This is a genomic window from Arthrobacter sp. B0316-1-20 (assembly GCF_059091865.1).
This window is the reverse complement of the sequence record NZ_JBNHHC010000006.1, coordinates 35685-60593: the sequence shown is the minus strand read 5'-3', so window position 1 is coordinate 60593 and position 24909 is coordinate 35685. Positions and strand designations below refer to the sequence as shown.

General features: G+C 69.0%; 20 protein-coding genes. 14 read left to right on the top strand and 6 right to left on the bottom strand.

Annotated elements, in window-relative coordinates; translation table 11 throughout:
* The first annotated feature begins 251 nt into the window (after window positions 1-251).
* From AC5RW2_RS11630 to AC5RW2_RS11620, 3 genes are all read left to right on the top strand, one after another.
* Entirely contained in the window at window positions 252-1658 is a 1407-nt protein-coding gene (locus AC5RW2_RS11630) for an NAD-dependent succinate-semialdehyde dehydrogenase (RefSeq protein WP_494073938.1), read from the top strand.
* Between the two features lie 306 nt (window positions 1659-1964).
* On the top strand, window positions 1965-3086 hold the full coding sequence (locus AC5RW2_RS11625; RefSeq protein WP_494073937.1) for a fatty acid desaturase family protein: 1122 nt from the start codon (window positions 1965-1967) through the stop codon (window positions 3084-3086).
* A gap of 91 nt (window positions 3087-3177) precedes the next feature.
* On the top strand, window positions 3178-4242 hold the full coding sequence (locus AC5RW2_RS11620; RefSeq protein ID WP_494073936.1) for an ATP-dependent DNA ligase: 1065 nt from the start codon (window positions 3178-3180) through the stop codon (window positions 4240-4242).
* An 82-nt stretch (window positions 4243-4324) separates the two neighbouring features.
* Here AC5RW2_RS11620 and AC5RW2_RS11615 read toward each other — a convergent pair whose 3' ends face one another.
* On the bottom strand, window positions 4325-5350 hold the full coding sequence (locus tag AC5RW2_RS11615) for an LLM class flavin-dependent oxidoreductase (RefSeq protein ID WP_494074067.1): 1026 nt from the start codon (window positions 5348-5350) through the stop codon (window positions 4325-4327).
* 35 nt (window positions 5351-5385) lie between these two features.
* On the bottom strand, window positions 5386-6432 hold the full coding sequence (locus tag AC5RW2_RS11610) for an NAD(P)-dependent alcohol dehydrogenase (protein WP_494073935.1): 1047 nt from the start codon (window positions 6430-6432) through the stop codon (window positions 5386-5388).
* 178 nt (window positions 6433-6610) lie between these two features.
* Here AC5RW2_RS11610 and AC5RW2_RS11605 point away from each other — a divergent pair, with 178 nt between their 5' ends.
* Together AC5RW2_RS11605 and AC5RW2_RS11600 are read left to right on the top strand one after the other, a co-directional pair.
* Window positions 6611-7087 carry an SRPBCC family protein gene (locus AC5RW2_RS11605; protein ID WP_494073934.1) on the top strand — a complete coding sequence of 159 codons (477 nt, stop codon included), beginning with the start codon at window positions 6611-6613 and terminating at the stop codon, window positions 7085-7087.
* A 533-nt stretch (window positions 7088-7620) separates the two neighbouring features.
* Window positions 7621-8022, top strand: a complete 402-nt coding sequence (locus tag AC5RW2_RS11600) for a VOC family protein (RefSeq protein ID WP_494012971.1) — start codon at window positions 7621-7623, stop codon at window positions 8020-8022.
* Between the two features lie 51 nt (window positions 8023-8073).
* Here the strand turns inward: AC5RW2_RS11600 and AC5RW2_RS11595 are convergent, their stop codons facing one another.
* Genes AC5RW2_RS11595 through AC5RW2_RS11585 form a run of 3 tightly spaced genes read right to left on the bottom strand, consistent with a single transcriptional unit; the run spans window position 8074 to window position 11082 of the window.
* Window positions 8074-9027 carry an ABC transporter permease gene (locus AC5RW2_RS11595; RefSeq protein ID WP_494073933.1) on the bottom strand — a complete coding sequence of 318 codons (954 nt, stop codon included), beginning with the start codon at window positions 9025-9027 and terminating at the stop codon, window positions 8074-8076.
* Window positions 9017-9982: an ABC transporter ATP-binding protein gene (locus tag AC5RW2_RS11590; RefSeq protein WP_494073932.1), complete on the bottom strand. Its 966-nt coding sequence runs from the start codon at window positions 9980-9982 to the stop codon at window positions 9017-9019. Before AC5RW2_RS11590 ends, AC5RW2_RS11595 begins: the two co-directional genes overlap by 11 nt.
* Window positions 9979-11082: a LolA family protein gene (locus tag AC5RW2_RS11585; RefSeq protein ID WP_494073931.1), complete on the bottom strand. Its 1104-nt coding sequence runs from the start codon at window positions 11080-11082 to the stop codon at window positions 9979-9981. Before AC5RW2_RS11585 ends, AC5RW2_RS11590 begins: the two co-directional genes overlap by 4 nt.
* Before the next feature lie 457 nt (window positions 11083-11539).
* Between AC5RW2_RS11585 and AC5RW2_RS11580 the strand changes: the two genes are divergently transcribed.
* On the top strand, window positions 11540-12682 hold the full coding sequence (locus tag AC5RW2_RS11580) for an acyl-CoA dehydrogenase family protein (RefSeq protein WP_494074066.1): 1143 nt from the start codon (window positions 11540-11542) through the stop codon (window positions 12680-12682).
* 204 nt (window positions 12683-12886) lie between these two features.
* Here the strand turns inward: AC5RW2_RS11580 and hrpB are convergent, their stop codons facing one another.
* The gene (hrpB, locus tag AC5RW2_RS11575; RefSeq protein ID WP_494074065.1) at window positions 12887-15517 is read right to left on the bottom strand and encodes an ATP-dependent helicase HrpB; all 2631 of its coding nucleotides are present in this window, start codon (window positions 15515-15517) and stop codon (window positions 12887-12889) included.
* Between the two features lie 236 nt (window positions 15518-15753).
* Between hrpB and AC5RW2_RS11570 the strand changes: the two genes are divergently transcribed.
* From AC5RW2_RS11570 to AC5RW2_RS11535, 8 genes are all read left to right on the top strand, one after another.
* The gene (locus AC5RW2_RS11570) at window positions 15754-16179 is read left to right on the top strand and encodes a ChaB family protein (RefSeq protein ID WP_494073930.1); all 426 of its coding nucleotides are present in this window, start codon (window positions 15754-15756) and stop codon (window positions 16177-16179) included.
* 166 nt (window positions 16180-16345) lie between these two features.
* The gene (locus tag AC5RW2_RS11565) at window positions 16346-17281 is read left to right on the top strand and encodes a transposase (protein WP_494073929.1); all 936 of its coding nucleotides are present in this window, start codon (window positions 16346-16348) and stop codon (window positions 17279-17281) included.
* Between the two features lie 128 nt (window positions 17282-17409).
* The gene (locus tag AC5RW2_RS11560; protein WP_494073928.1) at window positions 17410-18015 is read left to right on the top strand and encodes an isochorismatase family protein; all 606 of its coding nucleotides are present in this window, start codon (window positions 17410-17412) and stop codon (window positions 18013-18015) included.
* Window positions 18016-18102: 87 nt separating this feature from the next.
* On the top strand, window positions 18103-19218 hold the full coding sequence (locus AC5RW2_RS11555; RefSeq protein WP_494073927.1) for an NAD(P)-dependent alcohol dehydrogenase: 1116 nt from the start codon (window positions 18103-18105) through the stop codon (window positions 19216-19218).
* Between the two features lie 70 nt (window positions 19219-19288).
* Window positions 19289-20746 (top strand): benzaldehyde dehydrogenase, encoded by a 1458-nt coding sequence (locus AC5RW2_RS11550; RefSeq protein WP_494073926.1) that lies wholly within the window; start codon window positions 19289-19291, stop codon window positions 20744-20746.
* 158 nt (window positions 20747-20904) lie between these two features.
* On the top strand, window positions 20905-21891 hold the full coding sequence (locus AC5RW2_RS11545) for a S1C family serine protease (RefSeq protein ID WP_494000834.1): 987 nt from the start codon (window positions 20905-20907) through the stop codon (window positions 21889-21891).
* Window positions 21892-22067: 176 nt separating this feature from the next.
* On the top strand, window positions 22068-23321 hold the full coding sequence (locus AC5RW2_RS11540) for an amidohydrolase (protein ID WP_494073925.1): 1254 nt from the start codon (window positions 22068-22070) through the stop codon (window positions 23319-23321).
* 23 nt (window positions 23322-23344) lie between these two features.
* Complete coding sequence (locus tag AC5RW2_RS11535; RefSeq protein ID WP_494073924.1) at window positions 23345-24874, top strand: MFS transporter; 1530 nt, start codon at window positions 23345-23347, stop codon at window positions 24872-24874.
* The last annotated feature ends 35 nt before the right edge of the window (window positions 24875-24909 follow it).

The window sequence follows — 24909 nt, the reverse complement described above, 5'->3', positions numbered from 1 at the left end:
CGGAAGCAGTTCGGTGGTTTCTGGGAACGGGAGCCCGGAAGCCGTTCGGCGGCCGCTCAGGACGGCCGAATGGCCCGGTGCTGCACCGCCCCGCCTGCGCTGCCTGCCAATTCACGCCGCGCCGGGCTTCTTACTTCCATGCCGTGAGCGTAACTCACTTCACATAACCGGCCGGACGGTACAAGATGGGAACCGGAGACGGCCGCGCCGCCGTCCCGCTGCTATGTCATTATCTGAAGGAGATCAGGGCTGTGACCACCACTTCCCACGCCGCTTCATCCACCCAGCCGGGCTACCGGGTCCAAAACCCGTCCACCGGCGAGGTGGTCGAGGAATTCCCCACCGCCACCGACGCCGAGGTCAAGGACGCCCTCGCCAGGTCCCAGGCTGCCTACACAGCGTGGAAGGCCACGCCGATCACGGACCGCGCCAAGGTGGTGTCCCGCATTGCGGAACTGTTCACCGAGCGGGCCGACGAGCTCGCCGCGATCATCACCGAGGAAATGGGCAAGCCCCTGTCCGAGTCCAAGGGCGAGGCCGAGTTCTGCACCGACATTTTCAGCTACTTCGCTACTGAAGGCCCCGACCTGGTGGCGGACCAGGAAATCAAGGCCATCGGCGGCGGCCGCGCCATGATCCAGAAGCTGCCGGTCGGCCCGCTGCTGGGCATCATGCCGTGGAACTACCCCTACTACCAGGTGGCCCGCTTCGCCGCGCCGAACCTGATGCTGGGCAACACCATCATCCTCAAGCACGCCGAGACCTGCCCCCGCTCCGCCCTGGCCATCCAGAAAATTATGGACGACGCCGGCGTGCCCGACGGCGTGTACATCAACCTCTTCGCCAGCCACGAGCAGATCGCGGACATCATTGCCGACCCGCGGGTGCAGGGTGTCTCGCTGACCGGCTCCGAGCGGGCCGGCGCCATCATCGGCGAGCTCGCCGGCAAGAACCTGAAGAAGGCCGTCCTGGAACTGGGCGGCTCCGATCCCTACGTGCTGCTGGACACCGACGACGTCAAGGCCGCGGCCGAGCAGGCGTGGGCAACCCGCATCGAGAACACCGGGCAGGCCTGCAACTCCAACAAGCGCATGATCGTCATGGAGGACATCTACGACGACTTCGTGGCCGAGCTGACCAACCTGGCGAAGGACCTCAAGCCCGGTGACCCGGCCGAAGAGGCCGAGGGAACCTACGCCCCGCTCTCCTCCCGGGCGGCGGCCGAAGGTTTGGCGGAGCAGCTCAAGGACGCCGTCAACAAGGGCGCCACGCTGCACGCCGGCGGCACCCTGCACGATGGCCCCGGCGCCTACCTGGCCCCGGCCGTCCTGACCGGCGTCACTCCGGAGATGCGCGCCTACCGTGAAGAGCTCTTCGGCCCGGTCGCCGTGGTCTACAAGGTCAGCAGCGACGAGGAAGCCCTGGAACTGGCCAACGACACCGACTACGGCCTCGGCGGCGTCGTCTTCTCCAAGGACGAGGAGCGCGCCCGCAAGATTGCCCAGCAACTGGAGGTGGGCATGGCCAACGTCAACGGCGTCGGCGAAGGCGCCGACATCCCGTTCGGCGGCGTGAAGCGCTCCGGCTTCGGACGCGAGCTTGGCCCGCTGGGCATGGACGAATTCGTCAACAAGCGCCTGTTCTACATCGCCGACTAACAGGGCCGGCATCGACTGATCAGCAGGCGCCCTTCCCGCTCGCGGGAAGGGCGCCTGCTGATCTTTGCTTTCTGAGACGGCCGGGGTTTGGCATGGTGGCGTGCAACAGCGCTTTGAAGTGCAGCCGAGATCCGCCCGCGACAGCCCCTTGGTCCTCACAGCCTGCGAATTCGGTCCAGATGATGGCCGGGACGCCTCCTACCGGTGACAGCCTTGCGCGGCGCCGGTACATTCACAACAGATGGTGCTGAAGCTTGACGGCCGGCTGCACCGACTGTATTTACCCCGCCGGACGCAAGGCATGTCATGGACTTTCAGCCCAAGCCCCAGACCAATACGGCTCCCCAGCCCAATTCCGCCCGCGAACCGGATCGCCCGTCCCGGGCACCGAACAGTATCGCGGCCGGATACTTGGCGCTCATGGCCCGCATGAAATCGGCCGGTCTGCTGACTCGCCGCAGGGGCTACTACATCACCCTCTTCGCGGTGCTCATGATGCTGCTGGCCGCGGCGTGGACAGGGTTTTCGTTGCTCGGGAGCAGTTGGTTCCAACTGCTGATCGCGGCCGGGATGGGGATACTGTTCACCCAATTCGCCTTCCTGGCGCACGAAGCGGCCCATTGGCAGGTATTCAAATCCAAGCGGGTCAACGAATGGGCTGCCCGGCTGGTTGGCACCTGCCTGGTGGGCATCAGCTACGCCATGTGGATGCGTAAACACACCAAGCACCATGGGTTTCCCAACACCGTGGACAAGGACCCGGACATCAGGACCGGGTCCATCGCCTTCCACCCGGACGCTGCGGCCGGGCGCCGCGGCGCGATGGTCCGTGTCACCCGGCTCCAGGGCTACCTGCTGTTCCCGCTGCTGCCGTTCCTGGGCTTCAGCCTGTACGCGGATTCCTTCAAGTACCTGGTCCGGCAGGCCAAGGTGGAGCACCGCTGGCTGGAGCTGGGCATCCTCGCGGCCCGCGCCGCCGTGCTGCTCACCGTGGTCTTCTGGCTTCTGCCCTTGGGACAGGCGTTCGCGTTCATCGGCGTGCAGATGGCGGTCTTCGGCTTTTACATGGGCGCGTCGTTTGCCCCGAACCACAAAGGCATGCCGATCTATGCGAAATCCAGCCGGCCGGACTTCGTCACCCGACAGGTGACGGCCTCCCGCAACATCCGCGGCGGCTGGATGATGGACCTGCTGATGGGCGGTCTGAACCGCCAGGTCGAACACCACCTGTTCCCCGACATGCCCCGTCCCTGCCTGAGCAAGGCGGCACCGATGGTCCGCCAATACTGCCGCGAGCACTCGATCCCGTACACGGAGACCAGCCTGCTGGCCTCCTATGCGGCGATAGTCCGCTACCTGGGCGCCGTCGGAATAGCCGCCTCCGATCCCTTCCACTGTCCGGTGGCGGATATCTACCGCCGGGTCTGAGCCCGCGCAAGCCCGGATTCCTTGCGCCCGGGGCGTCCTCCCTGTCTGCGCCGGCATGGACACCGGCTGGGCCAGCACAGAGAATGGGCGCATGGACCTGCCCGTGATGCCACCCGTTCCGCCCATGCTGGCCAAAAGCGTGGCCAAGATCCCCGACGGCGGAATGACGTACGAGCCGAAATGGGACGGCTTTCGGTCAATCATCTTCCGCGATGGCGACGAGGTGGAGATCGGCAGCCGGAACGAGAAGCCCATGACTCGCTACTTCCCCGAACTGGTGGACGCGTTCCGTGAGCAGCTGCCCGAGCGCTGCGTCGTGGACGGGGAGATCATCCTGGTGGGCGAAGGCGGCGACAGGCTCGACTTCGAGATGCTGCAGCAGCGCATCCATCCGGCGGCCAGCCGAGTCAAGCTCCTCTCGGTGCAGACTCCCGCCCGGTTCGTGGCCTTCGACCTGCTCGCCCTCGGCGACGACGATCTGACCTCGCGCCCCTTCGAGGAACGGCGGGCCGCGCTGGAGAAGGCGCTCTCCGCCGTCGTCAATCCCATCCATCTGACCCGGGCCACCACCGACCCGGTGGTGGCCGAGCGGTGGTTCGGAGAGTTCGAGGGGGCCGGGCTGGACGGCGTGGTGGCCAAGCCCTTGGACGGAAAGTATCAGCCGGACAAGCGGAGCATGTTCAAGATCAAGCACGAGCGCACTGCCGACTGCGTGGTCGCGGGCTACCGCGTGCATAAGAGCGGGCCGGGCCTGGTGGGCTCGCTGCTGCTGGGCCTGTACAACGACGGCGGAACCCTGGTGCACGTGGGCGTGGCCGGGGCGTTCAGCATGAAACGCCGCAAGGAACTGTTTGAGGAGCTGCAGCCGCTGATTGCCGATTCGGACGGCCATCCCTGGAACCGGGAACAGCACGAGGCCGGCGAGCGCACACCCCTGACCACGGAGGGCAGCCGCTGGAGCGGCGGCAAGGACCTGTCCTTCGTGCCGCTGCGCCCGGAAAGGGTGCTGGAGGTCAAATACGACCACATGGAGGGCGAGCGCTTCCGGCACACCGCGCAGTTTGTCCGCTGGCGGCCGGACCGCGATCCGGAGTCGTGCACCTACGGGCAACTGGACGAGCCGGTTTCCTACGACCTGAACGACGTGCTGTTGTAGCGCGCCGGGCCGGGACTCAGTCCCAGCGGCCCGCCGCCGTCGGCCAGGTACTCCGGCGACGAGCCGACGGCGGCCTGGTTTCTCAGCGCCAGCCGGCGGCCGGTGCCACGTGCTGCACGATGTTGCCCAGCATCTTCACGTTGTACTCCACGCCCAAGTAGTTCGGCACCGTCAGCAGCACCGTGTCCGCGGCCTGCACCGCTTGGTCCCGGGCCAACTCGGCGGCGATCTTGTCCGGATCCCCGATGTAGCTCCTGCCGAACCGCGAGCGCGTACCATCGAGCATGCCGACCTGGTCGTGCTGGTCGGCCTGGCCGCGGAGCCCGAAGTAGCGCTGGTCTTCGTCGTCGACAATCGGCATCACGCTGCGGCTGACCGACACCCGCGGAACATGCGCGTGGCCTGCCTTCTGCCACGCCTCGCGGAACAGGTGGATCTGCTCGGCCTGCAGCTGGTCGAAGGGCACGCCGGTGTCCTCGATCAGCAGGGTGGAGCTCATCAGGTTCATGCCCTGCTCCGCGGTCCACACGGCGGTGGCGCGGGAGCCCGCACCCCACCAGATCCGCTCCGGCAGCCCCGGGGACGTGGGCTCCACGGGAAGCATGCCGGCATGCCTGCCCTGGAGGTGGTTCGGGTCGGCGGGGACCATGCCCGCACCCGTGATGGCCCGGCGGAACACCGCGGTATGGCGCCGGGCCATGTCCGCATCGGTCTCGCCCTCGGCCGGCCGGTACCCGAAGGCCGCCGCACCGTTCAGCGCCGGCTCGGGTGACCCGCGGCTGATCCCCAGTTGCAGCCGCCCGCCGCTGATCAGGTCCGTGGCCGCCGCCTCTTCGGCCATGTAGAGCGGGTTTTCATAGCGCATGTCGATTACGCCGGTGCCGATCTCGATCCGGCTGGTCCTCGCGGCGATCGCTGCCAGCAGCGGAAACGGCGAGGATTGCTGGCGCGCGAAGTGGTGCACGCGGAAATACGCGCCGTCCACCCCAACTTCCTCGGCCGCAACGGCGAGCTCGATGCTCTGCAGCAGCCCTTCAGCGGCGGTGGGAACCGGCGAGCCGACGGCGGGGCTCCAATGGCCGAAGGACAGGAAACCGATGCGCTTCATATCCGCCACAACCCCGCCGTTGGCACTTCAATTCCCTAGCTCCCGTGCGGAACCACCACGGCTCGGCCGCTGAGCTCGCCGGCCTGCAGCTTGCGGTAGGCCTCCAGCGCATCGTCCATGCTGTAGCGCTCGATCTCGGGAACGATCTGTCCAGCCTTGTACATGTCCACCACTTCGTGCAGGTCCTCGATGGTGCCCCAGTAGGTGTTCGTGATGACGGACTCGTACGGGTTGGTGAAGAAGCTCCACTCCAGCGTGCCGCCGGCGATCCCCACCACCGTCAACCTGGACAGCCGGGCCATGGAAGCGGCGGCGGTCTTGACGGTCGGGCCCACGCCCACGAAGTCGAACGCGGCATCGACGCCCCGGCCGCCGGTGATGTCACGGATCCGCTCGGCCTGCCCCTCGCCGCCGGAAACGGTCACGGCGCCGGCCTCTTCGGCCTTGCGCATCGCTTCTTCCTTCATGTCGGTGGCGATGACGGTGGCGCCGGTCAGCGCCCTGAGGATCTGCACGGCGATCTGGCCCAGGCCGCCCAGCCCGATGACCAACGCGTACTTGCCGCCGCCGGCCAGGTGCGGCAGCGACTGCTTGATGGCGTGGTACGGAGTCAGCGCAGCGTCGGCCAGCGGCGCCGCGGCCACCGGATCGGCGTCGCCGAGCGGCACCAGGTTCCTGGCCGGCACGCTGACGTACTCGGCCATCCCGCCGTCGCGCCCCAGCCCCACACCGAGGTAGGGCATCTTGGCCGCGTTCTCGCAGTACGTGTCCTGGCCGCGCGAACACGCCTTGCAGTGCCCGCAACCAATCGGCCCGTACACCAGATAGGCATCGCCGACGTTGAAGCCTTCCACGCCCTCCCCGAGCTCTTCGACCCACCCGGAGTTTTCGTGGCCGAGCGTAAACGGCGGCGGCACCGCCCCCGGGCCGCCGGCCTCGAAGTCGTTGTAGATGGCGACATCGGAGTGGCAGGCTCCGGCGCCGGCGACCTTAAGCAGCACCTCCCCGGCCCGCGGCTTCGGCCGCTCCACGTCCTTGATGGTGGGAAAAGTCTTGAAGTCCTCGAACACTACAGCGCGCATGATTCACTCCTGCCGGTTGACTCTGCGATAGCTACACACGCCACCCTACGCACCGCGGAAAATGGTCAGCAAGCTGTCTATCGAGTTGTCACGTTTCACCAGTCTGTGTAGCGTAGGCCACGAGGCCACCTCGAGGGGCGCACCAGCGGCCCTGGCCCGATTCCAAAGGAGGCAACTGATGCAAACCGTGGAAGAAACCATTGATGTAGCCGTTCCGGTCCGCACAGCGTACGACCAGTGGACGCAGTTCGAATCCTTTCCGAACTTCATGTCCGGCGTTGAGTCCGTGACCCAGCTGACCGACACGACCAACCACTGGAAGACCAAGGTCGGCGGCGTGGAGCGCGAGTTCGACACCGAGATCGTGGAGCAGCAGCCGGACGAGCGCATCGCCTGGCGCAGCGTCGACGGCAAGTCCCACGCCGGCGTCGTCACGTTCAGCCGGCTGGGCGCCGACAGCACCAAGGTCTCGGTGCGCTTCGAGTGGGATCCCGAAACCTTCACCGAGAAGGTCGGCGCCGCCCTGAATATCGACGACAAGCAAGTGAAGTCGGACATGCGCAAGTTCAAGGAGTTCATCGAAACCCGCGGCGCCGAAACCGGCGCCTGGCGCGGAGAAGTGAACGACAGCGGCCCCATCGGCACGCAGCTCTAAACTTCCAAAACCACAAGCACGACGGCGGTGGGCCGGCTCTCGGAGCCGGCCCACCGCCGTCGTTTGCTCGCCCACCTGACAGCGCTGTCGCAGCAGCCGGCCCTTCCAAGCCAACAAATTTTTCCGGATTCTCCCCCATTTTCTGGTTATCCGGTTTACTCTAGGCCGCAGGGGATTAATTGAGTGGCGATGGGGGCCAATCATGCGGAAAAATCAGGAACGGCCGGAAGCCAATCCAGTAGCCGACATGGAGCGGATGGGACCTAAGCCCGTCCATGGGTCCGGGGACAGCACGGGGATGCCGAATCTGGCAGCGGCCCAGATACCCGGCCCCGGAACAGGGCACATTGTGGCCGGCGAGGATCGGCGTCTTCCGGATGATGCTGCCGATCCGCTGGAAAAGGAAGGCCACCTAAGCCGGCCGCGCCGCACCCGCGGCTGGCTTCCCTGGAGCCGTGGAACCGGCCGCCACCGCCTCGCTTGATCAGCGCTCGCACCACCATCAGCATCCGCGTCCAGCGAAGGAGCCCGCCATGGCCCGTCCCGTGCACTTTGAGATCCAGGCAGAAGACCTGGAACGAGCCAAAAACTTCTACGCGACCGTGTTCGGCTGGACGTTCGAGGACTATTCACAGGTCACCGGCACTCCCTACTACGGCGTCGTGACCGGCCCGGAGGACCAGCCCGGCATCAACGGCGGCCTCATGCAGCGCCCCGCCCCGACCCCGGACAGCGGCCAGGGCACCAACGCCTGGGTGGTCACCATGGAAGTGGACGACTACGACGCCACCGAACGGAAGATCCTGGCGGCCGGCGGCCAAACCGCCCTGCCGAAGTACGCACTGCCGGGAATGGCGTGGCAGGGCTACTACTTGGACACCGAAAACAACACCATCGGCATCCATCAGCCCGACGAACAGGCCGGGATGTCGTAACAACTTCAAGCGGCGGCGGACAGCCACCGTCCATCTCCGGCGGCGATCGTCTTAGGACAGCACGTCCTTGGTGGTGAAGCGGCCGTAGGCGAGGGCGCAGGAAACGGCGATGTAGGCGCCCTGCAGGACGGCGTTGGCTCCGAAGGCGTCCCAGGAGATGGGCTGGCGCAGCAGGTCGGCGAAGCTCAGCCAGTGGTGGGTGAACAGCCACGGGTGCAGCCACTCCAGCTGCGGCAGCGCGCCGACAATCTGGGTGACGACGGCCAGCACTGCCGTCGCCGCCATGGCGCCGACGGGGACCTCGGTGAGAGTGGAGATAAAGAGCCCGATGGCCGCCAGCCCGGCCAGCGACACGGCAACGTAGGCGGCCACCAGCAGCAGCCGAGCCAGAGACTCGCCGACGCCGATCGTGTCGCCGGACAGCAGGGTCACCGGTCCGACGCCGAAGAGCAGGCCGCCGATCAGCGCGCCGGTGACCGCGATGGCGAGCGCCGCCGCCATGCAGAAGGCCACGGCCGCACCGTATTTGACGGCCAGCAGCCGCAGCCGGCCGGCCGGGGCGCTGAGCAGGTAGCGCAGCGTGCCGTGGCCCGCCTCGCCGGCGATCGTGTCCCCGGAAACGACGCTGACGGTCAGCGGCAGGAACAACGGGATGGACACCACCAGCCCGGTCAGCGCCACGAACAACCCGTTGTCCGTGATCCGGTTGAGGAACGGTGGACCGCCGCCGGGCCCTCCCTCGTCCGCGGCGAACCGGACCACCACCGCGATGAGCGTCGGTACGGCGGCCAGGGCCAGCAGCATGGCCCACGTCCGGCCGCGTCGGAACAGCACGCTGAGCTCGGAACCGAAGAAGGCCCATCCGGCGGACTTCCCGTTTTCCCGTCCCTGGGCCGAAGCGGCCGCCGAGGCGCCGGGATTTTCCTCGTCGGCGGCCTCGACTTCCACGATTTCCGGCCCCGGCCGGCGGTCGCCACCCCTGCTCGGCCGCTGCTCACTGGACAACGTCGAATCCCTCCCCCGTCAGCTCCACGTACCGGTCCTCGAGGCTGCTTGCCTCCACGGCGAACCCGCGGATCCGGACGCCGTCCGCCACGAGGGCGGCGGCGATGTGCTCAGGCAACAGACCGCGTTGGTTCATCGGGGCGTTCACGTGTCCGTCGAGTGCGGTGCTCGGGACCTCGGGTTCCAGGCCCAATCGGCGCAGCACGCCGCGGGCGGCTTCGATGTCTGGGGTCTGGACGCTCACGTGGGTGAGCCCCGCCCGGCGCACCTCGTCCAAGGCCCCCTGCGCCACCAGCCGGCCGGCGCGCATGACGGCCGCGTGCGTGCAGATCTGCTCCACCTCGGAGAGCAGGTGGCTGGAGACGAATACCGTGGTGCCCTCCCCCGCCAGCGAACGGACCAGGCTGCGGACTTCGCGGGTGCCCTGCGGGTCGAGCCCGTTGGTGGGCTCGTCCAGCACCAGGAGCTGGCGAGGCATCATCAGGGCGTTGGCGATGCCCAGCCGCTGCTTCATGCCCAGCGAGTAGGCGCGCACCTTCTTGTCCGCGGCATGGGTCAGGCCGACCCGCTCCAGCGCTCTGTGGATCCTCGCCCGCCGAGTCTCTGACGGGGCATGGCGGTCCGCGGTGTCCAGCCGGTGCAGGTTCGCGGCGCCGGACAGGAAGGGGTAGAACGCCGGGCCTTCGAGCAGGGCTCCGACCCGCGGAAGCACGTCCCGCAAAGACCCGGGCATGTCCTGCCCGAAGATCCGGACGCTCCCGCTGGTTGCTGCGGCCAGCCCGAGCATCACCCGGATGGTGGTGGTTTTCCCCGAGCCGTTGGGGCCCAGGAAGCCGAAGACGGAGCCGTGCGGGACGGCCAGGTCCAGGGAGTCGACGGCGGTTTGCCGGCCGAAGCGTTTGGTCAGTCCGGAGGTCTCGATGACCAGCGCGGCAGGGTTGCCGCTGCCGCTCACCGGGCCTCCGCGGCTGCCTGCAACGACTCGAACGGGACCGACCCGGCCAGAACGCGGCCGTCGTCGGTCAGGTACACGTTGACCAGGGCGGTAGAGATCAGCCGGCCGCCGTCCACCGCTTCGGTGGCTTGGGCGAGCAACGGCGAGTCCTCCCAGCCCTCCGGAAGGGCTCCCGCGGGGGCTTCCGCCACGGTCTCCCAGCCGGTGCCGTGCAGGGTGACGTCATCCCTCAGCGCGGCACCGCCGCCGCCGTGCCGTCCATGGCGGCCGGACGGTGACTGCTCTCCGTGCCGCGGCACGGCCTTTTCGGTGACGCTGGCACCGGCCGGCGGGGTGAACTCGAACAGGCCCTGGTCCGGGGTCTCGAGGCTTAGCTTGCTGAAGCCCAGCTGGAACGCCGGATCCTGCTGTCCCCGCGCGTTGACCCGGAGGCTGAGTGGCAGGCCGGTCTCGGCGTCGACGGCGACCGTCACGGATCCCACCAGCGTGTCCGCGGTGTTCGGCTCCACCAGCAGCTGATAGGCGCTGCGGCCGGCGACCTCGGTGTCGGCGCCGACGGACACCTTCGTTTCCGGGCCGATCTTGGCCAGCAGGTGATCGGCGAGCTGTTCGGGGGTGTAGGCGCCGCCCGGATGGTGCGCACCGCCGTCGTGATTCTTTCCGCCGTCCGCACAGGAGGGCAGCGTGAGGTGGACCGCCTCGTTCTCCTTGGAGCTGTAGACCCAGGCCTCGGTGCCGTTACGGATCACGTCGCTCTCCGCAAAGCGGTCGAAGAGCTGCAGCCGGGCCTGGTCCGGCCCGTCCAGGTAGACGCGCGCGGTGCGGGAACCGGTCAGCAGTTCCAGCGCCTCGGCCACCTGTCCGCCCTCGTCCGCGGGCAGGTCCTCGGGGAGTTCCGGCAAGCCCAGCGCGGAGTCCTGTTCCAGCGTGCCGGAGAGTTCCCGGACGTCGCTGTCCGCCACGAATTCCAGCAGCTGCTGCGGGGTCTTGTCCGGCAGATCGGTTGCGGCGTTGGCCTGCAGGGAACCGGTGAGCACTCCGCCGGCAATGACTGCGGGCACGACGGCGGCGGGCAGCCAGCGCTTCCACGTCCGGTCCATGGCACATCACCTTTTCTGCTGCAGGACTCGCTTCCCAGCGTACGCTTCCCGCCTCGCCGGGTCACCAGTCACAGCAAAGCCGGCCGGATGCCGGTCTGAACACCGCCTCCCACACCGGCCCCGCGCCGGCCGGAGTTCCAGAGCGGCCGATAGTCGACACAGGCCCGTCGCGGAAGGCCGCTCTGGCACAGCTCGGCCGCCCTGGAGGACTGCGGCCGTCGCCGATGTCCAGCGACTGCTCCTGTTGCTCGGCACCGCGGTCCGACCGGCCGTGGCACCGGCCCCACACCGGCCCGCACACACGCCGGGGATCATGCTTGTCAGGCCCCTGTTGCCGTGTTGTAGTTGACTCACGCAATGACATGGACGCACCGCAGCGTCCCGGCGAACCCGGCTTGGCTGCGGCAATCCAGGCGCCGGTCCGCACCCAGGCCGGTAGCCGGAGGGGTGAGTGGCGATGGTTGTGCAACGGTTGTTGCCGACGGAGGAAGCGCAGGAACTGATCGAGCTGGTCCGCGACATGGCGGACCGCGAGCTGCTGCCGCAGGCGGCCGAGGCCGAGGCCGCCGAACGCTTCCCGCGCGAGGTTTTCCGGATGCTGGGGGAAACCGGGCTCCTCAGCCTGCCGTACCCGGAGGAGTTTGGCGGCGGCGGCCAGCCGGCCGAGGTCTACCTGCAGGTCCTGGAGGAACTCGGCGCGGCGTGGGGCAGCGTGGCGGTGGGCGTCAGCGTCCATGCCCTCTCCTGCTTCCCGCTGGTGCATTTCGGCAGCGATGCGCAGCGCAAGACCTGGCTGCCGGACATGCTCTCGGGCGACACGCTGGGTGCCTATTGCCTCTCCGAGTCGCACGCGGGCTCCAACCCGGCGGCGATGCGCACCCGCGCCGTCCGGAAGGGCGATGGCTACGTGATCCGCGGTGCGAAGGCCTGGACCACGCACGCCGGCGAGGCCGATTTCTACACTGTCATGGCCAGGACGTCCGACGATCCCCGGCACGGGATCTCCTGCTTCCTGGTTCCGGCCGACGCCGAAGGACTGAGCGCGGCGCCGCCCGAGCACAAGATGGGGCTGACGGCCTCGACCACGGCGACGATGAACTTCGACGACGTATACGTTCCGGCCAACCGCCTGATCGGCGAGGAAGGCCAGGGCCTGGCGATCGCCTTCGCCGCGCTGGACTCGGGCAGGCTGGGCATTGCGGCGGTGGCCGCCGGGCTGGCCCAGGCCGCGCTGGACCTAGCCGCCTCCTACGCCAACGAGCGCGAGGCCTTCGGCAAGCGGCTGATCGAGCACGAGGGGCTGGCCTTCCTGATCGCCGACATGGCGGTGGAGGTGGAAACCGCGCGCGCCATGTACCTGGCGGCGGCGCGGCTGAAGGACGCCGGCCTTCCCTACGGCCGGGAGGCCTCGATCGCCAAGCTGGTGGCCACCGACAACGCGATGAGCGTGACGACGAACGCCGTGCAGGTGCTGGGCGGGGCAGGCTACACCCGGGACTTCCCGGCCGAGCGGTATATGCGCGAGGCCAAGGTCATGCAGATCTTCGAGGGCACCAACCAGATTCAGCGGCTGCTCATCTCCCGCCACTTCATCCGCTGACTGAAACCGGCCGGACAAGACCCGCTGACGGCAGCAGTCCGCCCGGCTGTGTGCGGCACGCGCCGGACCATGCCGAACCGCCGGGGCGCGACGCGTCCGGCGCCAGGTCGAGCCGCCGGGGCGGTCCGCCCGGTCGGGGCGGAACGCGCCGGACCGTGCCGAACCGCGCGTCCGGCGCCCAACCCAGCCGGCACTGTCCGGCCGTTACCTTCGGTGCTTGGTCCGCGCGGTGGCCGGCGCGGTCCACGGGTCCTCCGGCCACGGGTGCTTCGGGTAGCGGCCGCGCATCTCGGCGCGGACCTGCGCGTAGGGACCGGACCAGAAAGACGCCAGGTCATCGGTGACGGCCAGCGGCCTGCCCGCGGGCGAGAGCAGGTGGAACAGCACGGGGACCCGACCGCCCACCAGCCGGGGCGTGTCCGCCCAACCGAAGCACTCCTGCAGTTTGACCGCCACTACCGGGCGCTCTCCCCCGTCCCGTTCCGGGTAGTCGATCCGCACCCGTGAGCCGCTGGGAACCTCCAGCCGCTCCGGCACGAGCTCATCGAACCTCGCCGCTTCCGGCCAGGGCAGCAGCCGGCGCAGCGGCTCGGCCAGGTCCACTGCGGCGGCCGGCTTCCCGCCGGCCAGTGCCTCCAGTTCCGGCGCCAGCCAATCGGCCAGCCGCCCCAGCAAGGCTGCGTCCGCGACGTCCGGCCAGGGCGCGCCCAGCTCGCGGTGCAGCAGGGCCAGCCGGCGGCGCAGCCCCTTGGCTGCCTCCGACCAGCCAAGGATGCCGAGCCCGCGCTCTCCCAGGGCCCGGGCTACCGCCTCCCGGCCCTCGTCCCGCGACGGCCTGACCGGTGCCGAGGAGAGCACGATGGCGCCAAGCCTGCGTTCCCGGCGGGCCGCGAGTTTGCCTGACTCGAAGCGAGCCTCCACCCGGTCGGTCATCAAATGCCGTGCCGCCGCTGCCGCCGTTTCGCCCGCCAACGGGGCGGCGGCGCGGATCACCGCCCCCGTGCCTGCCGCGTCGCGGCCCTGCGCGCGGGACACCTCGGCCACGGCCAGCCACTCGTGCCCGGCCAAGGCACTGCCGGACGGAAGCCCGGCCCGGGTTCCGGACGCCAGCAGGTAGGTTTGCCCGGGACCGGGCACGCGGCGGGCGACCCGTTCGGGGAAGGCCAGCGCCACCACGAAGCCGGCATGCTCCGCCGGGAGCACCTCACCGGTGGAAGGCACGACGGCGGTGGCCTCCTGCCGTGCGATGCCCTCCAGCCGCTGCGCCTCCTCCCGCCAGCGCCGGGCGGCGGGGTCGGCGCGGCCGGCCGAACGCAGCCGGGACAGCAGCACCGTGAGGTCGGCCCCGGGTGCCCGTTCCTCGCCGGAGACCAAGGCGACCACTTCGGCGGCCACCGGCCGGCCCACCACCGCCGCACCATCCAGCAGTGCCCGGCCCAGCCGGGGGTCGGCCGGAACCCGGGAGAGGACACGCCCCACATCGGTGGCCCGCCCGCCGTCGTCAATGGCGCCCAGCTCATGCAGGGTGCGGACGGCATCCGCCATGGCCGGCGCCGGCGGCGCGTCCGGAAGCCGCAGCCCCTCGCCACCCGGGGCACCCCAGCAGGCCAGCACCAGGGCGGCACCCGTGAGGTCGGCGACGGCGATCTCCGGGGTCGGATGGGTGGGCGCGGCGCCAAAGGTTTTCGGCTCGTAGCAGCGCACCACGGTGCCCGGCCCCTGGCGGGCTGCGCGGCCGGCGCGCTGGTCGGCGGAAGCGCGCGAGGCCGACACCGTCACCAAACCGGACATGCCGCGGGCGGCGTCCCGGCGGGGTTCGCGCGACAGCCCGGAGTCGACGACCAACCGCACGCCCGGCACGGTGAGCGAGGACTCGGCCAGCGAGGTGGAGACGATGATGCGCGGCGGCCCGCCGGGTTCCCGGCCGGAAACGGCGCGGTCCTGCGTGGCCGGATCCGCCTGCCCGTGCAACTCCAGCACCTCGGTGCCGGTGCCGCCACCGCCCGTGCCGCCGCGGACCCTGTCCCGGATCGCCGCGGCCACCTGCTGCACTTCCCAGGCTCCCGGCACGAAGACCAGGGCGTCCACCGAGGAGTCGGCCGCGAGCGCCTCGGCGTGCGCGGCCGCCGCGGTGAACGCGACGTGGTCCAGGAAACCGCGGGCCACTCCCCGCCCGTCCAGCCGCGGCACCGAGGCGGGAGCCCACCGCACGTCCAGGGGATGCAGCGCCGAAGGGCAGTCGACCACCGGGGCCGGCCCTTCGCCGTCGTCCGCGCCGATCAAGGCGGCGAAGCGCGGCGCGTCCAGGGTGGCCGACATCGCCACCAACGTGAGATCCCCGCGCAGCTGGCGGACCTCGCCGAGCATGCCGACCAGCAGGTCGGTCTCCAGGCCGCGCTCATGCACTTCATCCAAAATCACCGCGTCCGTCCCGTCCAGGCCGGGATCGGTGAGCAGCCTGCGCAGCAGGATTCCCGGCGTGACGAATTCGATCAGCGTCTGCGGGCCCGCCCGGCGTTCCCCGCGCACCGTATAGCCGACGCGTTCGCCCAGCCGGCTCCCATCCAGCGCGGCCAGGCGCCTGGCGGCGGAACGGGCGGCGACCCGGCGGGGCTGGGTGACCACGATGCGCGGACGGCCGCCAGCCGCTGCAGCGGCCACGAGGTTGGCGACCAGCGGCGGAACCAGGGTGGTCTTGCCCGTGCCCGGCGGGGCCTGCACGACGGCGGTGCCCGCCCGGGTGCCGGCGGTTGCGGGTTCCTCGTCCCCAGGGCTGCCCGTCAGGGCTGCGGCCAGGTGATCCAGTGACTCGGCGAAGACCAGGCCTTCGCCCATCGCGGCCAGGTCGAAAAGGACGTGGCGGTGCGCGGGTTCCTGCGGGATTGGCTGGCTCACCCTTCCATTGTGCCGGTGCCTGTCGTGCCCTCCGGCATCGCCGCCTCTCCCCGTCGGCAGGCGGCCGTCCCGCCGTCGTTGTTCGCGCTTCCAGACCCCGGCGAATCTCCCTTGGCAGCGCCGACGAACTGTGCCACGTTGGAGGTGGAATGGCGAACAATCCTTTTTGAAGGGACGTGGTTCAGACGCCGAAGACGACGAAGAGCGGCAAGCCGAAGCAGAGCGAATTGCCCAGCACGCTGCAGCGGTCGGGCAAGAAGGCCCAGGAGACGTTCGCGGAAGCCCATGATTCCGCCGCCGAAACGTACGGCGACGAGGAGCGTGCCCACCGCGTGGCCTACAGCGCGCTCAAGCACACGCACGAGAAGGTGGGCGACCACTGGGAACCGAAGGAAAAGAAGGGCCCCTCCGACCCGCAGGCCGAGGGCGGCGCCGGCACCTCCCGGGAAACCAAGGGCGGGGTGGACGCAAACGCCTCCAAGCAGCACCTCTACGATCTGGCCAAGAAGCTCGACGTCCCCGGCCGATCGAAAATGGACAAGTCGGAGCTCGTCGATGCGCTGCGCAAGGCCAACGACCGGGAGACCAGGAAGGCCCGGTAGCTGCCGAGGACCCCGCTTCTGCCGCCGGCATGCCGGCCGAGGTGATCACCGCCGCCGGACTCCGGGTGATGGGTGCGGGCGCCCGCCCCTGGCCCCCAAGGCACGGCTGCACCACGGGCTTGGCCGGAAACAACGGGGCTTCAGCCGCTCCTATTAGGCTGGGCACATGGACCTGGAGAGCGCGGCACGGGAGCTGTACGCGCTGCTGCCCGGCGAATTCACCGCCGCCCGCAACGCTCGGGCCAAGGAGGCAGCCCAGGACGGCCACAAGGAACTCGCCCGGCAAATCAAAGCGCTGGCAAAACCGTCGACCGCGGCCTGGCTGGTCAATCTCCTGAGCCGGCAGCGGAGCGCTGACATCGCGGGAATCGTGGAACTGGGCCACGCCATGAGCGAAGCCCAGGAACAGCTCGATCCGCAACTACTGCGCCGACTGGGTGACCAGCGCCGGGAACTGTTGGCCGCCGTGGCGGCGGAGGGCCGGAAGCTGGCCGATGAGCTCGGGCAAAAGGTGAGCGCCGCGGCGGTCGCCGAGGCGGAACAGACGCTGCATGCGGCGATGGCGGATGCCGGTGCGGCGGCGGCCGTAACCAGCGGCCTGCTGACCGAGTCGCTGTCGTCGAACGGGATCGACCCGGTGGACCTGGACGGCCGGGTGGCCCTGCCCGGGGCAGGCGCTCCCCCGGATGCTGGTGCCGAGCCGGTGCCACGCCTCCAGCCGAAGCGGTCCTCGCGGGACGAACTCGCCGAGCGCCGGGCCGCCAAGGCCGAACGGGCTGCCAAGCAGGAAGCCGAAGAGGCCGAGCGGCGGCGCCGGCAGGCGAGGGCGGCGCTGGACAAGGCGGAGCAGCGCAAGGAAGACGCCGAAGCATCGGAACAGAAGGTGCTGGACAAGCTTGATCAACTGCAGAACCGACGGGACGAACTCGTGGGCGAGCTCGCCGAACTGAAGCGGCGCATCGAGGACCTGGAACGCGAGGTCGCCTCCACCGATCGCAAGATGGAGGCTGCCGAGGAAGACCTGGTGTCCGCGGCCAAGACCGCGGATCGGACGCGCAAGGCTGCCGCAGCGGCACGGCGGGAGTTGGCCGAGCAGGAATAGTCTTCTCGCGGCAGCCGCCGCAGGGCAGCAAGTCAGCGGGGCAGCGAGACGCGAGGGAACATGTAGCCTAGGTCTCAAGTCCGGCCCGGGCGGAATGCCCGGACCGGCCGGAGCCGACAGGGGGCAACATGTGGCGCATTGATGCGGCCAGGACCGCACTGCTGATGATCGACATGCAGAACGATTTCGTGCTGGAAGGCGCGCCGATGGAAGTGCCGATGGCACGCCACCGGCTGCCGGAAATGGTGACCGCCGCCGCGGCATGCCGGCAGGCGGGCATCCCGGTCATCTACACCCGCCACGTGCTGCTGGATACATTCGACGTTTCGCCGTTGGAGACCACCTACAACCAGCGGCTGCGGGCGGCCGGGATGCGCCGCGGAACCAGCGGAGTTGAGATCGTCGAGGAACTCAAGCCCGAAGCCGCCGACTACGTGCTGGACAAGCACCGCTACGACGCGTTCCACAACACGCAACTGAAGAGTGTCCTGTCGACCATCCGGGGCTTGAACACGATAGACACGGTGATCATCGCCGGCACGCTAACCGAGGTGTGCTGCGAATCGACCGCGCGCAGTGCCTTCATGAACGACTACAAGGTGGCGTTCCTCTCGGACGCCACCGGAGGCCGGTCGGAGGCTGCCCAGGCCGCCACCCTGGACGCTATCGGCACCTTCTTCGGCCGGGTGATGAGCGCCGCCGACATGGAAGCGGAACTCGGAACGACGGCGTAGGTGCAGCCCGGGGACTTTTCCGTGGTTGTGAAACGTTCGACTAGATGACACGTCAACATAGCCGGCAAGACCGTTAGGAGCATGGCAATGAAGATCAATGCGCTGGTAGTCGAAGAAAAGGATGCCCCGTTTGTCCCCGAGCAGCTGGAGCTGGACGAGCCCGGGCCCGGCGAAGTGCTGGTCAAGGTGGCCGCCGTCGGCCTCTGCCATACGGACTTGATCACCCAGGCCGGAGACATGCCGCTGCCGCTGCCCGGCGTGCTGGGCCATGAAGGCTCCGGCGTCGTGGAGGCCGTCGGGGACGGCGTGACCAATGTCGCCGTGGGCGACCACGTCATCATGGGTTGGGCTTACTGCGGCGAATGCAAGAACTGCCTGCGCGGCGAGCACCGCTACTGCCTGCGTTTGGGCGAGGCGCTGGTGAGTGGTGCCCGGTTCAAGGGTCCCGACGCCGGCAAGTCCGCCTACACCCGGGCCGACGGAGGCAAGGTGTCCGGCCACTTCTTCGGCCAGTCGTCCTTCGCCGACTACTCGCTCGCACTGGCGTCGTCGCTGGTGAAGGTGGACAAGGACATCCCGCTGGAACTGCTCGGGCCGCTGGCCTGCGGCATCACGACCGGTGCCGGCGCCGTGTTCAACACGGCCAAGCCCGAACCCGGCCAGTCGCTGGTCGTGTATGGAGCCGGCGCCGTGGGCCTGGCCGCGATCATGGCCGCGAAGAACACGCCCGCGGCCACGATCATCGCCATCGACCTGCACGATTCGCGGCTGGAGCTGGCGCGCGAACTCGGTGCCACCCACACCATCAATTCCGGCAACACCAACGCCCTCGAGGAGATCCAGCGCATCTGCGGCGGCCCGGCCGACTACGTGCTCGAATGCACCGGCAACATCAAGGTGGTTGAAGAAGCCGCGGACGCCGTGGGCATGCTTGGCACGCTGATCCTGATTGGCGGGGCGCCGGCGCAGGCGCGGTTCTCGGTGGACCACCTGCGCACGCTCTGGGGCAAGCGGATCATCGGCACCCTCGGCGGTTCCAGCACCTCCGCCCAGCTGATTCCCGGACTGATCGCCCTGTTCAAGGCCGGACGGTTCCCCTTCGACAAGCTGGTGAAGTACTACGGGTTCGACCAGATCGACACGGCCATCGCCGATTCCACCGCCGGCGGGACCATCAAGGCCGTCTTGAAAGCCGCCGACTGAAAACCCTTCCCTGCCCGGCCGCCCCGCTGCGGCCCGCACAACCATGCAATCAACCCTGAAAGGACGGGATATGTCCCTGCTTGATGCCTCCCTGTGGGAGGGCAAGATCCATGTCAATGGCTGGCGCGACGGCGGTGCCGGCACCGCCGCTTCGGTGGAGCCCGCCACCGGCGACACTTTGGGTCGCTACGGGCTGGCCTCGGTCGAGGACGTGAAGGAAGCGGCAGCAGTAGCTGCCGCTGCCCAAAAGGACTGGGCCGCCCGCAAACCGGAAGAACGCGCCGCCGTGCTGCGCCGCGCCGGCGCGCTGTGGGAGGAACACGCCGAGGAAATCCAGTCCTGGATTGTGCGCGAATCCGGCGGCATCGGCCCCAAGGCCGGCCTGGAAACCCACATCGCCGCCAACGAATGCTACGAAGCCGCAGCGCTGCCCTCGCTGCCGGCCGGCGACGTGCTGACCTCCAACGAGGACCGCTGGTCCTTCGCCCGCCGCCGCCCCGTAGGCGTCGTGTCCGTGATCGCGCCGTTCAACTTCCCGCTGATCCTCTCCATCCGCGCCGTCGCCCCCGCCCTCGCCCTGGGCAACGCGGTGCTGCTCAAACCCGACCCCCGCACCGCCGTCTGCGGCGGAGTCAGCCTGATGCGCGTCTTCGAAGAAGCCGGCCTGCCCGCCGGGCTGCTGTCCCTGCTCCCCGGCGGCGCCGACATCGGCGCGGCAGTGGTCGAAGCCCCCGAAGTCCGGGTCATCTCCTTCACCGGCTCCACCGCCGCCGGCCGGAAGATCGGCGAATCCGCCGCCCGGAACCTCAAGCGCGCGCACCTGGAACTCGGGGGCAACAACGCCATGATCGTGCTGCCCGGAGCGGACCTGGCCAAGGCCGCGTCCGCCGCCGCGTTCGGCTCGTTCATGCACCAGGGCCAGATCTGCATGACCACCGGCCGGCACATCGTCCACGAGGACATCTACGAGGACTACGTCGCCGCGCTGGCCGAGAAGGCGAAGAACCTGCCGGTCGGCGACCCCAAGACCGGCACCGTCGCGCTCGGCCCGATCATCGACGAGCACCAGCTCAAGCGCATCGACTCGATCGTGCAGGACGCGGTCGCCGCCGGCGCCCGGCTGGCCGCCGGCGGCACCAACGACGGCCCGTTCTACTCCCCCACCGTGCTCGCCGACCTCGACCCGGAGAACACCGCGTGGAAGGACGAGATCTTCGGCCCGGTCGCCCCGGTGATGAAGTTCTCCACCGTGGACGAAGCCGTGGAACTGGCCAACGCCAACGAGTACGGGCTCTCCCTGTCCATCCTCGGCGACGTGGGCCTGGCCATGCAGATCGCCGACCGCGTCGATTCCGGCAAGGTCCACATCAACGAACAAACCGTCTCCGACGAGGCGAACTCCCCGTTCGGCGGCACGAAGAACTCCGGCAACGGCTCCCGCATCGGCGGCCACCAAGCCAACATGGACTCCTTCACCGAGACCCAATGGCTCACCGTCCGCTCGGACATCGCGCAGTACCCGTTCTGATCCCCTCCTGAGTCCCGCGACGGCGGCGGCCGGCAACCAGCCGCCGCCCGCCGTCGCGTGGTTAACTCCCGGGTTCACTGAAGGCGTAGCGGCAGCCGGATTAAACCGGGCCATTCTGCGGTTCCATAGTGAGCAAGCAAAGCTCCCGGAGGTGGGCCGTGAACACAATCCCGGAACCGCATGCCGACCCGCAGGCGGCGCACGCCGCCCAGGACCCGCTGGACTCGTATTCGGCGTCCGTGGTGCGCATAGCGGAGACCGTCACGCCGCACGTGGCGGGCATTCAGATGGACGTGCGACGCCGGGACAGGAGCTTCCCGTCCGGCGGCTCGGCCGTGGTGTTCACCGAGGACGGCTACCTGCTCACCAACGCGCACGTCGTGGCGAACTCCGACGGCGGCCATGCGGCCTTCGCGGACGGGTCACGCACGGACGTTGACGTGGTCGGCGCGGATCCGCTCTCCGACCTCGCCGTTCTGCGCGGCCGGCTCACGGTGCCGCGCCCGGTCGAGCTGGGCGATGCGTCCAAACTGCGCGTAGGCCAACTGGTCGTCGCCGTCGGCAGCCCGCTGGGCCTCTCCGGCTCGGTGACGGCCGGGGTGGTCAGCGCGCTGGGCCGCTCCATCCCCGTGGCCGCGGGCAGGAACCGGAGGGTGATTGAGGACGTCATCCAGACGGACGCCGCACTGAACCCGGGCAGTTCCGGCGGCGCCCTGGCCGACGCCTCCGGACGGGTGGTCGGGATCAACACGGCCGTCGCCGGGATCGGGCTCGGCCTGGCCGTGCCGATCAACGCCACGACCCGCCGGATCATCTCCGCGCTGCTGGCCGACGGGCGCGTGAGGCGCGCCTACCTCGGCCTGGTGAGTACGCCGCTGCCGTTGTCCCCGCGGGAGATCATGCGGACCGGCGAGCGGAACGCGCTGCGGGTGGTCGAGGTGCTGCCCGGCTCCCCCGCCGAGCAGGCCGGACTGCGGCCGGGCGACCTCGTGATCCGGGCCGCCGGGCAGCCGGTGGCCAGTGCGCAGAGCCTGCAGCGGCTGCTTTTCGCGGATGCCATCGGCGTGGAGTTCCCGCTGGCCGTGCTGCGCGGCGGGTCCGTGGTGGAGCTGGCCGCCTGGCCGGTGGAAATGTCAGCCGGTTGAATCGCGAGCCGCGGCCTTTGGCCCGCCGTGCGCGGCGCCCGTGCCTCGGATGCGGAATTGCAGGTGGCCGGGACACCGCCGTCGTCGTTGTGTCTGAACGGTCCAAGTCCTACCGTTGGAGGAAGCACGCCTAACCAGCCGGCCCCCACTTCGGCCGGCGGACCAGGAGGGCAACCATGGCGATCACGGACGGCCTCGCCGGCTCACTCGAGCGGGAGCTGGGCTGGCAGCGGGACCTGTACAAGGACCTGCACCGGAACCCCGAGCTCAGCATGGAAGAACACAACACCGCCGACCTGATCGCGCGGGAGCTAACCGGCTTCGGCTACGAGGTCCAGCGGATCGGCGGGACGGGCGTCGTCGGGGTCCTCACCAACGGTTCCGGCAGCACGGTGCTGGCACGGGCGGACATCGATGCGCTGCCGGTCGCCGAGGCCACCGGCCTGGACTACGCCGCAGAAACCACCGCGAAGCTTCCCGGAGGCGGGACCACCGGCGTCATGCACGCCTGCGGCCACGACATGCACATCGTGTCCCTGCTGGGTGCGGCAAAGCTGATGGCCGGACACAGGGACCGCTGGGCGGGCACCTACGTGGCGCTCTTCCAGCCGGGAGAGGAGACTGCCGCCGGAGCCCGGGCAATGGTCGACGACGGCCTGGCCGCCAGGATTCCTACACCGGACGTCGCCTTCGCCCAGCATGTGATGCCCACCGAGGCCGGGAAGATCGGCACCACGGCCGGCCCCATCCTCTCGGCCGGCGACTCCCTGAAAATTACGGTCTACGGGCGCGGCGCCCACGGCTCCATGCCGCACAACTCCGTGGACCCCGTGGTGCTGGCCGCATCGATCGTGCTGCGGCTGCAGACCATCGTTTCCCGCGAGACCAAGCCGGGCGAATTCGCGGTGGTGACTGTCGGCGCCTCCAACGCGGGCACCAAATCCAACATCATCCCGGACCGTGCCGAACTGCTGCTGAACCTGCGCACGTACGACCTGGGCCTGCGGGAACGGATCATGGCATCGATCGAACGGATTGTCCGCGGCGAGTGTGCGGCCGCCGGATCGCCCCGCGACCCTGAGTTCGAGTACTACGACCAGTTCCCGTTGACCAGCAACGACGCCGAAACGACCGAGCGCATCACGGCCGCCTTCAGCCGGCATTTTGGGGACGATCAGGTCTACCGTGCCGAACCCGTCACGGCCTCCGAGGACTTCAGCCGGATTCCGGATGCCCTCGGGGTGCCCTACACCTATTGGACGGTCGGCTCCGTTCCGGCCGACGTCTACCGGGAAGCCGTGGAGAACGGCACTGTCTCCGAAGACATTCCGGCCAACCACTCACCGTTCTTCGCTCCCGCCATCGACCCGACGCTCTCCGTCGCCACCCAGGCGCAGGCCGTTGCAGCTCTGGAGTACCTGGCACAGTAAGGCAATGTAAGGGGTCGTTTGCCATGACCGAATCCACCACGACCACAGTCCGCACGGACTGGAAACCTACCGACAAGTGGCTGCTGGGCATCGTCCTGGCCGTCATCAATTTCTGGCTCTTCGCGCAGACTTTGCTCAACGTCATCCCGGGGATCCGGGACCAGCTTGGGGTCGAACAGACGCTGGCCAACCTGGCCGTCTCCATCACGTCGCTGTTTTCCGGGATATTCATCGTCGTCGCGGGCGGACTCGCCGACCGGATCGGCCGGGCCAAGATCATGTACGCCGGGATCAACCTCAGCATTCTCGGTTCCCTGCTCATCGCGCTGACACCGGAAAACCTCGGCGGCCTCACCGACTTCATGCTGCTGGGCGGCCGCGCGATCCAAGGCCTGTCCGCCGCGTGCATCATGCCTTCGACCATGGCGCTGATCAAGAGCTACTACGAGGGGAAGGACCGGCAGCGGGCACTCTCCTATTGGTCCATCGGCTCATGGGGCGGCTCGGGCTTCTGCGCCCTGTTCGGCGGCCTGATGGCCACCTCCTTCCTGGGCTGGCGGTCCATCTTCTGGATCTCGATCGTCCTGTCGGTGCTGGCGCTGTTCCTGCTCCGGGGCACGCCCGAGTCGCGGGCGGCAGCTGATCCGGAGGCCGCCGGGCACCGCTTCGACTGGGGCGGGCTGGCCTGCTTCATCGTCATGCTGGTGGCCATCAACGTGTACATCTCCCAGGGGCCGGCCATCGGCTGGTTCAGTTGGCCGGGGGTCGCGCTGGTGGCCGCTTTCGTGGTGTTCGGCCTGCTGTTCCTGCAGATCGAAAGCCGCCGCCACTTTGCGTTCGTGGACCTGAAGCTGTTCAGGAACGGCACCTTCACCGGCGCGACGCTGTCCAACTTCCTGCTCAACGGAGCCGCGGGCACGCTGATCGTTTCGCTGGGACTGGTGCAGGTGGCCGCCGGGTTGAGCTCGCTGCAATCGGGCCTGCTGACGCTCGGCTACCTGATCGCCATCCTCGCCACCATCCGGGTGGGCGAGAAGCTGCTGCAGCGCTTCGGCCCGAAGAAGCCGATGCTGTGGGGCAGCATGATCACTGGCGTCGGCATCCTGCTGTGCTCCACCACGTTCCTGCACATCGAAGAGTACATAGTGCTCACCGTCATCGGGTTCACCCTGTTCGGCGTCGGCCTGGGGTTCTACGCCACCCCGTCCACCGACGCCGCCCTGTCCAACGTCCCGGACGCCCAGGTGGGTGCGGCGTCCGGCATCTACAAGATGGCGTCCTCGCTGGGCAATGCCATCGGCGTGGCCATCTCCGCGGCACTGTATGTGGCCGCACAGGCGGTGAACCCGGAACTCATCCAGTCCTGGGGCCTGTTCATCGGCCGCCAGGACAACGTGGCGCTGCGCTTCGGCGGGGCGGTCGGGCTGTTGTTTAACGTCTTCATGGTCGTGGTCGCCATCGCCTCGATTATCGTCACGGTCCCCGCCACCAGGAGCAAGGAGGAGGAAGAGGCCCGGCCGGACGTGGTCCCGCCGCCGGCCTTCGGCAACTAGGCATCGTTGACCCCACCGGCGTCGCGGAGTATAAA

Excerpts from the sequence above, each read along its gene's own strand:
- AC5RW2_RS11580 (WP_494074066.1), top strand. The coding sequence starts at position 11,540 with ATGGTTGTGCAACGGTTGTTGCCGACGGAGGAAGCGCAGGAACTGATC.
- AC5RW2_RS11620 (WP_494073936.1), top strand. The coding sequence starts at position 3,178 with ATGGACCTGCCCGTGATGCCACCCGTTCCGCCCATGCTGGCCAAAAGC.
- AC5RW2_RS11550 (WP_494073926.1), top strand. The coding sequence starts at position 19,289 with ATGTCCCTGCTTGATGCCTCCCTGTGGGAGGGCAAGATCCATGTCAAT.
- AC5RW2_RS11535 (WP_494073924.1), top strand. The coding sequence starts at position 23,345 with ATGACCGAATCCACCACGACCACAGTCCGCACGGACTGGAAACCTACC.
- AC5RW2_RS11615 (WP_494074067.1), bottom strand. The coding sequence starts at position 5,350 with ATGAAGCGCATCGGTTTCCTGTCCTTCGGCCATTGGAGCCCCGCCGTC.
- AC5RW2_RS11540 (WP_494073925.1), top strand. The coding sequence starts at position 22,068 with ATGGCGATCACGGACGGCCTCGCCGGCTCACTCGAGCGGGAGCTGGGC.
- AC5RW2_RS11610 (WP_494073935.1), bottom strand. The coding sequence starts at position 6,432 with ATGCGCGCTGTAGTGTTCGAGGACTTCAAGACTTTTCCCACCATCAAG.
- AC5RW2_RS11560 (WP_494073928.1), top strand. The coding sequence starts at position 17,410 with ATGTGGCGCATTGATGCGGCCAGGACCGCACTGCTGATGATCGACATG.
- hrpB (WP_494074065.1), bottom strand. The coding sequence starts at position 15,517 with ATGGGCGAAGGCCTGGTCTTCGCCGAGTCACTGGATCACCTGGCCGCA.
- AC5RW2_RS11600 (WP_494012971.1), top strand. The coding sequence starts at position 7,621 with ATGGCCCGTCCCGTGCACTTTGAGATCCAGGCAGAAGACCTGGAACGA.
- AC5RW2_RS11555 (WP_494073927.1), top strand. The coding sequence starts at position 18,103 with ATGAAGATCAATGCGCTGGTAGTCGAAGAAAAGGATGCCCCGTTTGTC.
- AC5RW2_RS11625 (WP_494073937.1), top strand. The coding sequence starts at position 1,965 with ATGGACTTTCAGCCCAAGCCCCAGACCAATACGGCTCCCCAGCCCAAT.
- AC5RW2_RS11585 (WP_494073931.1), bottom strand. The coding sequence starts at position 11,082 with ATGGACCGGACGTGGAAGCGCTGGCTGCCCGCCGCCGTCGTGCCCGCA.
- AC5RW2_RS11605 (WP_494073934.1), top strand. The coding sequence starts at position 6,611 with ATGCAAACCGTGGAAGAAACCATTGATGTAGCCGTTCCGGTCCGCACA.
- AC5RW2_RS11565 (WP_494073929.1), top strand. The coding sequence starts at position 16,346 with ATGGACCTGGAGAGCGCGGCACGGGAGCTGTACGCGCTGCTGCCCGGC.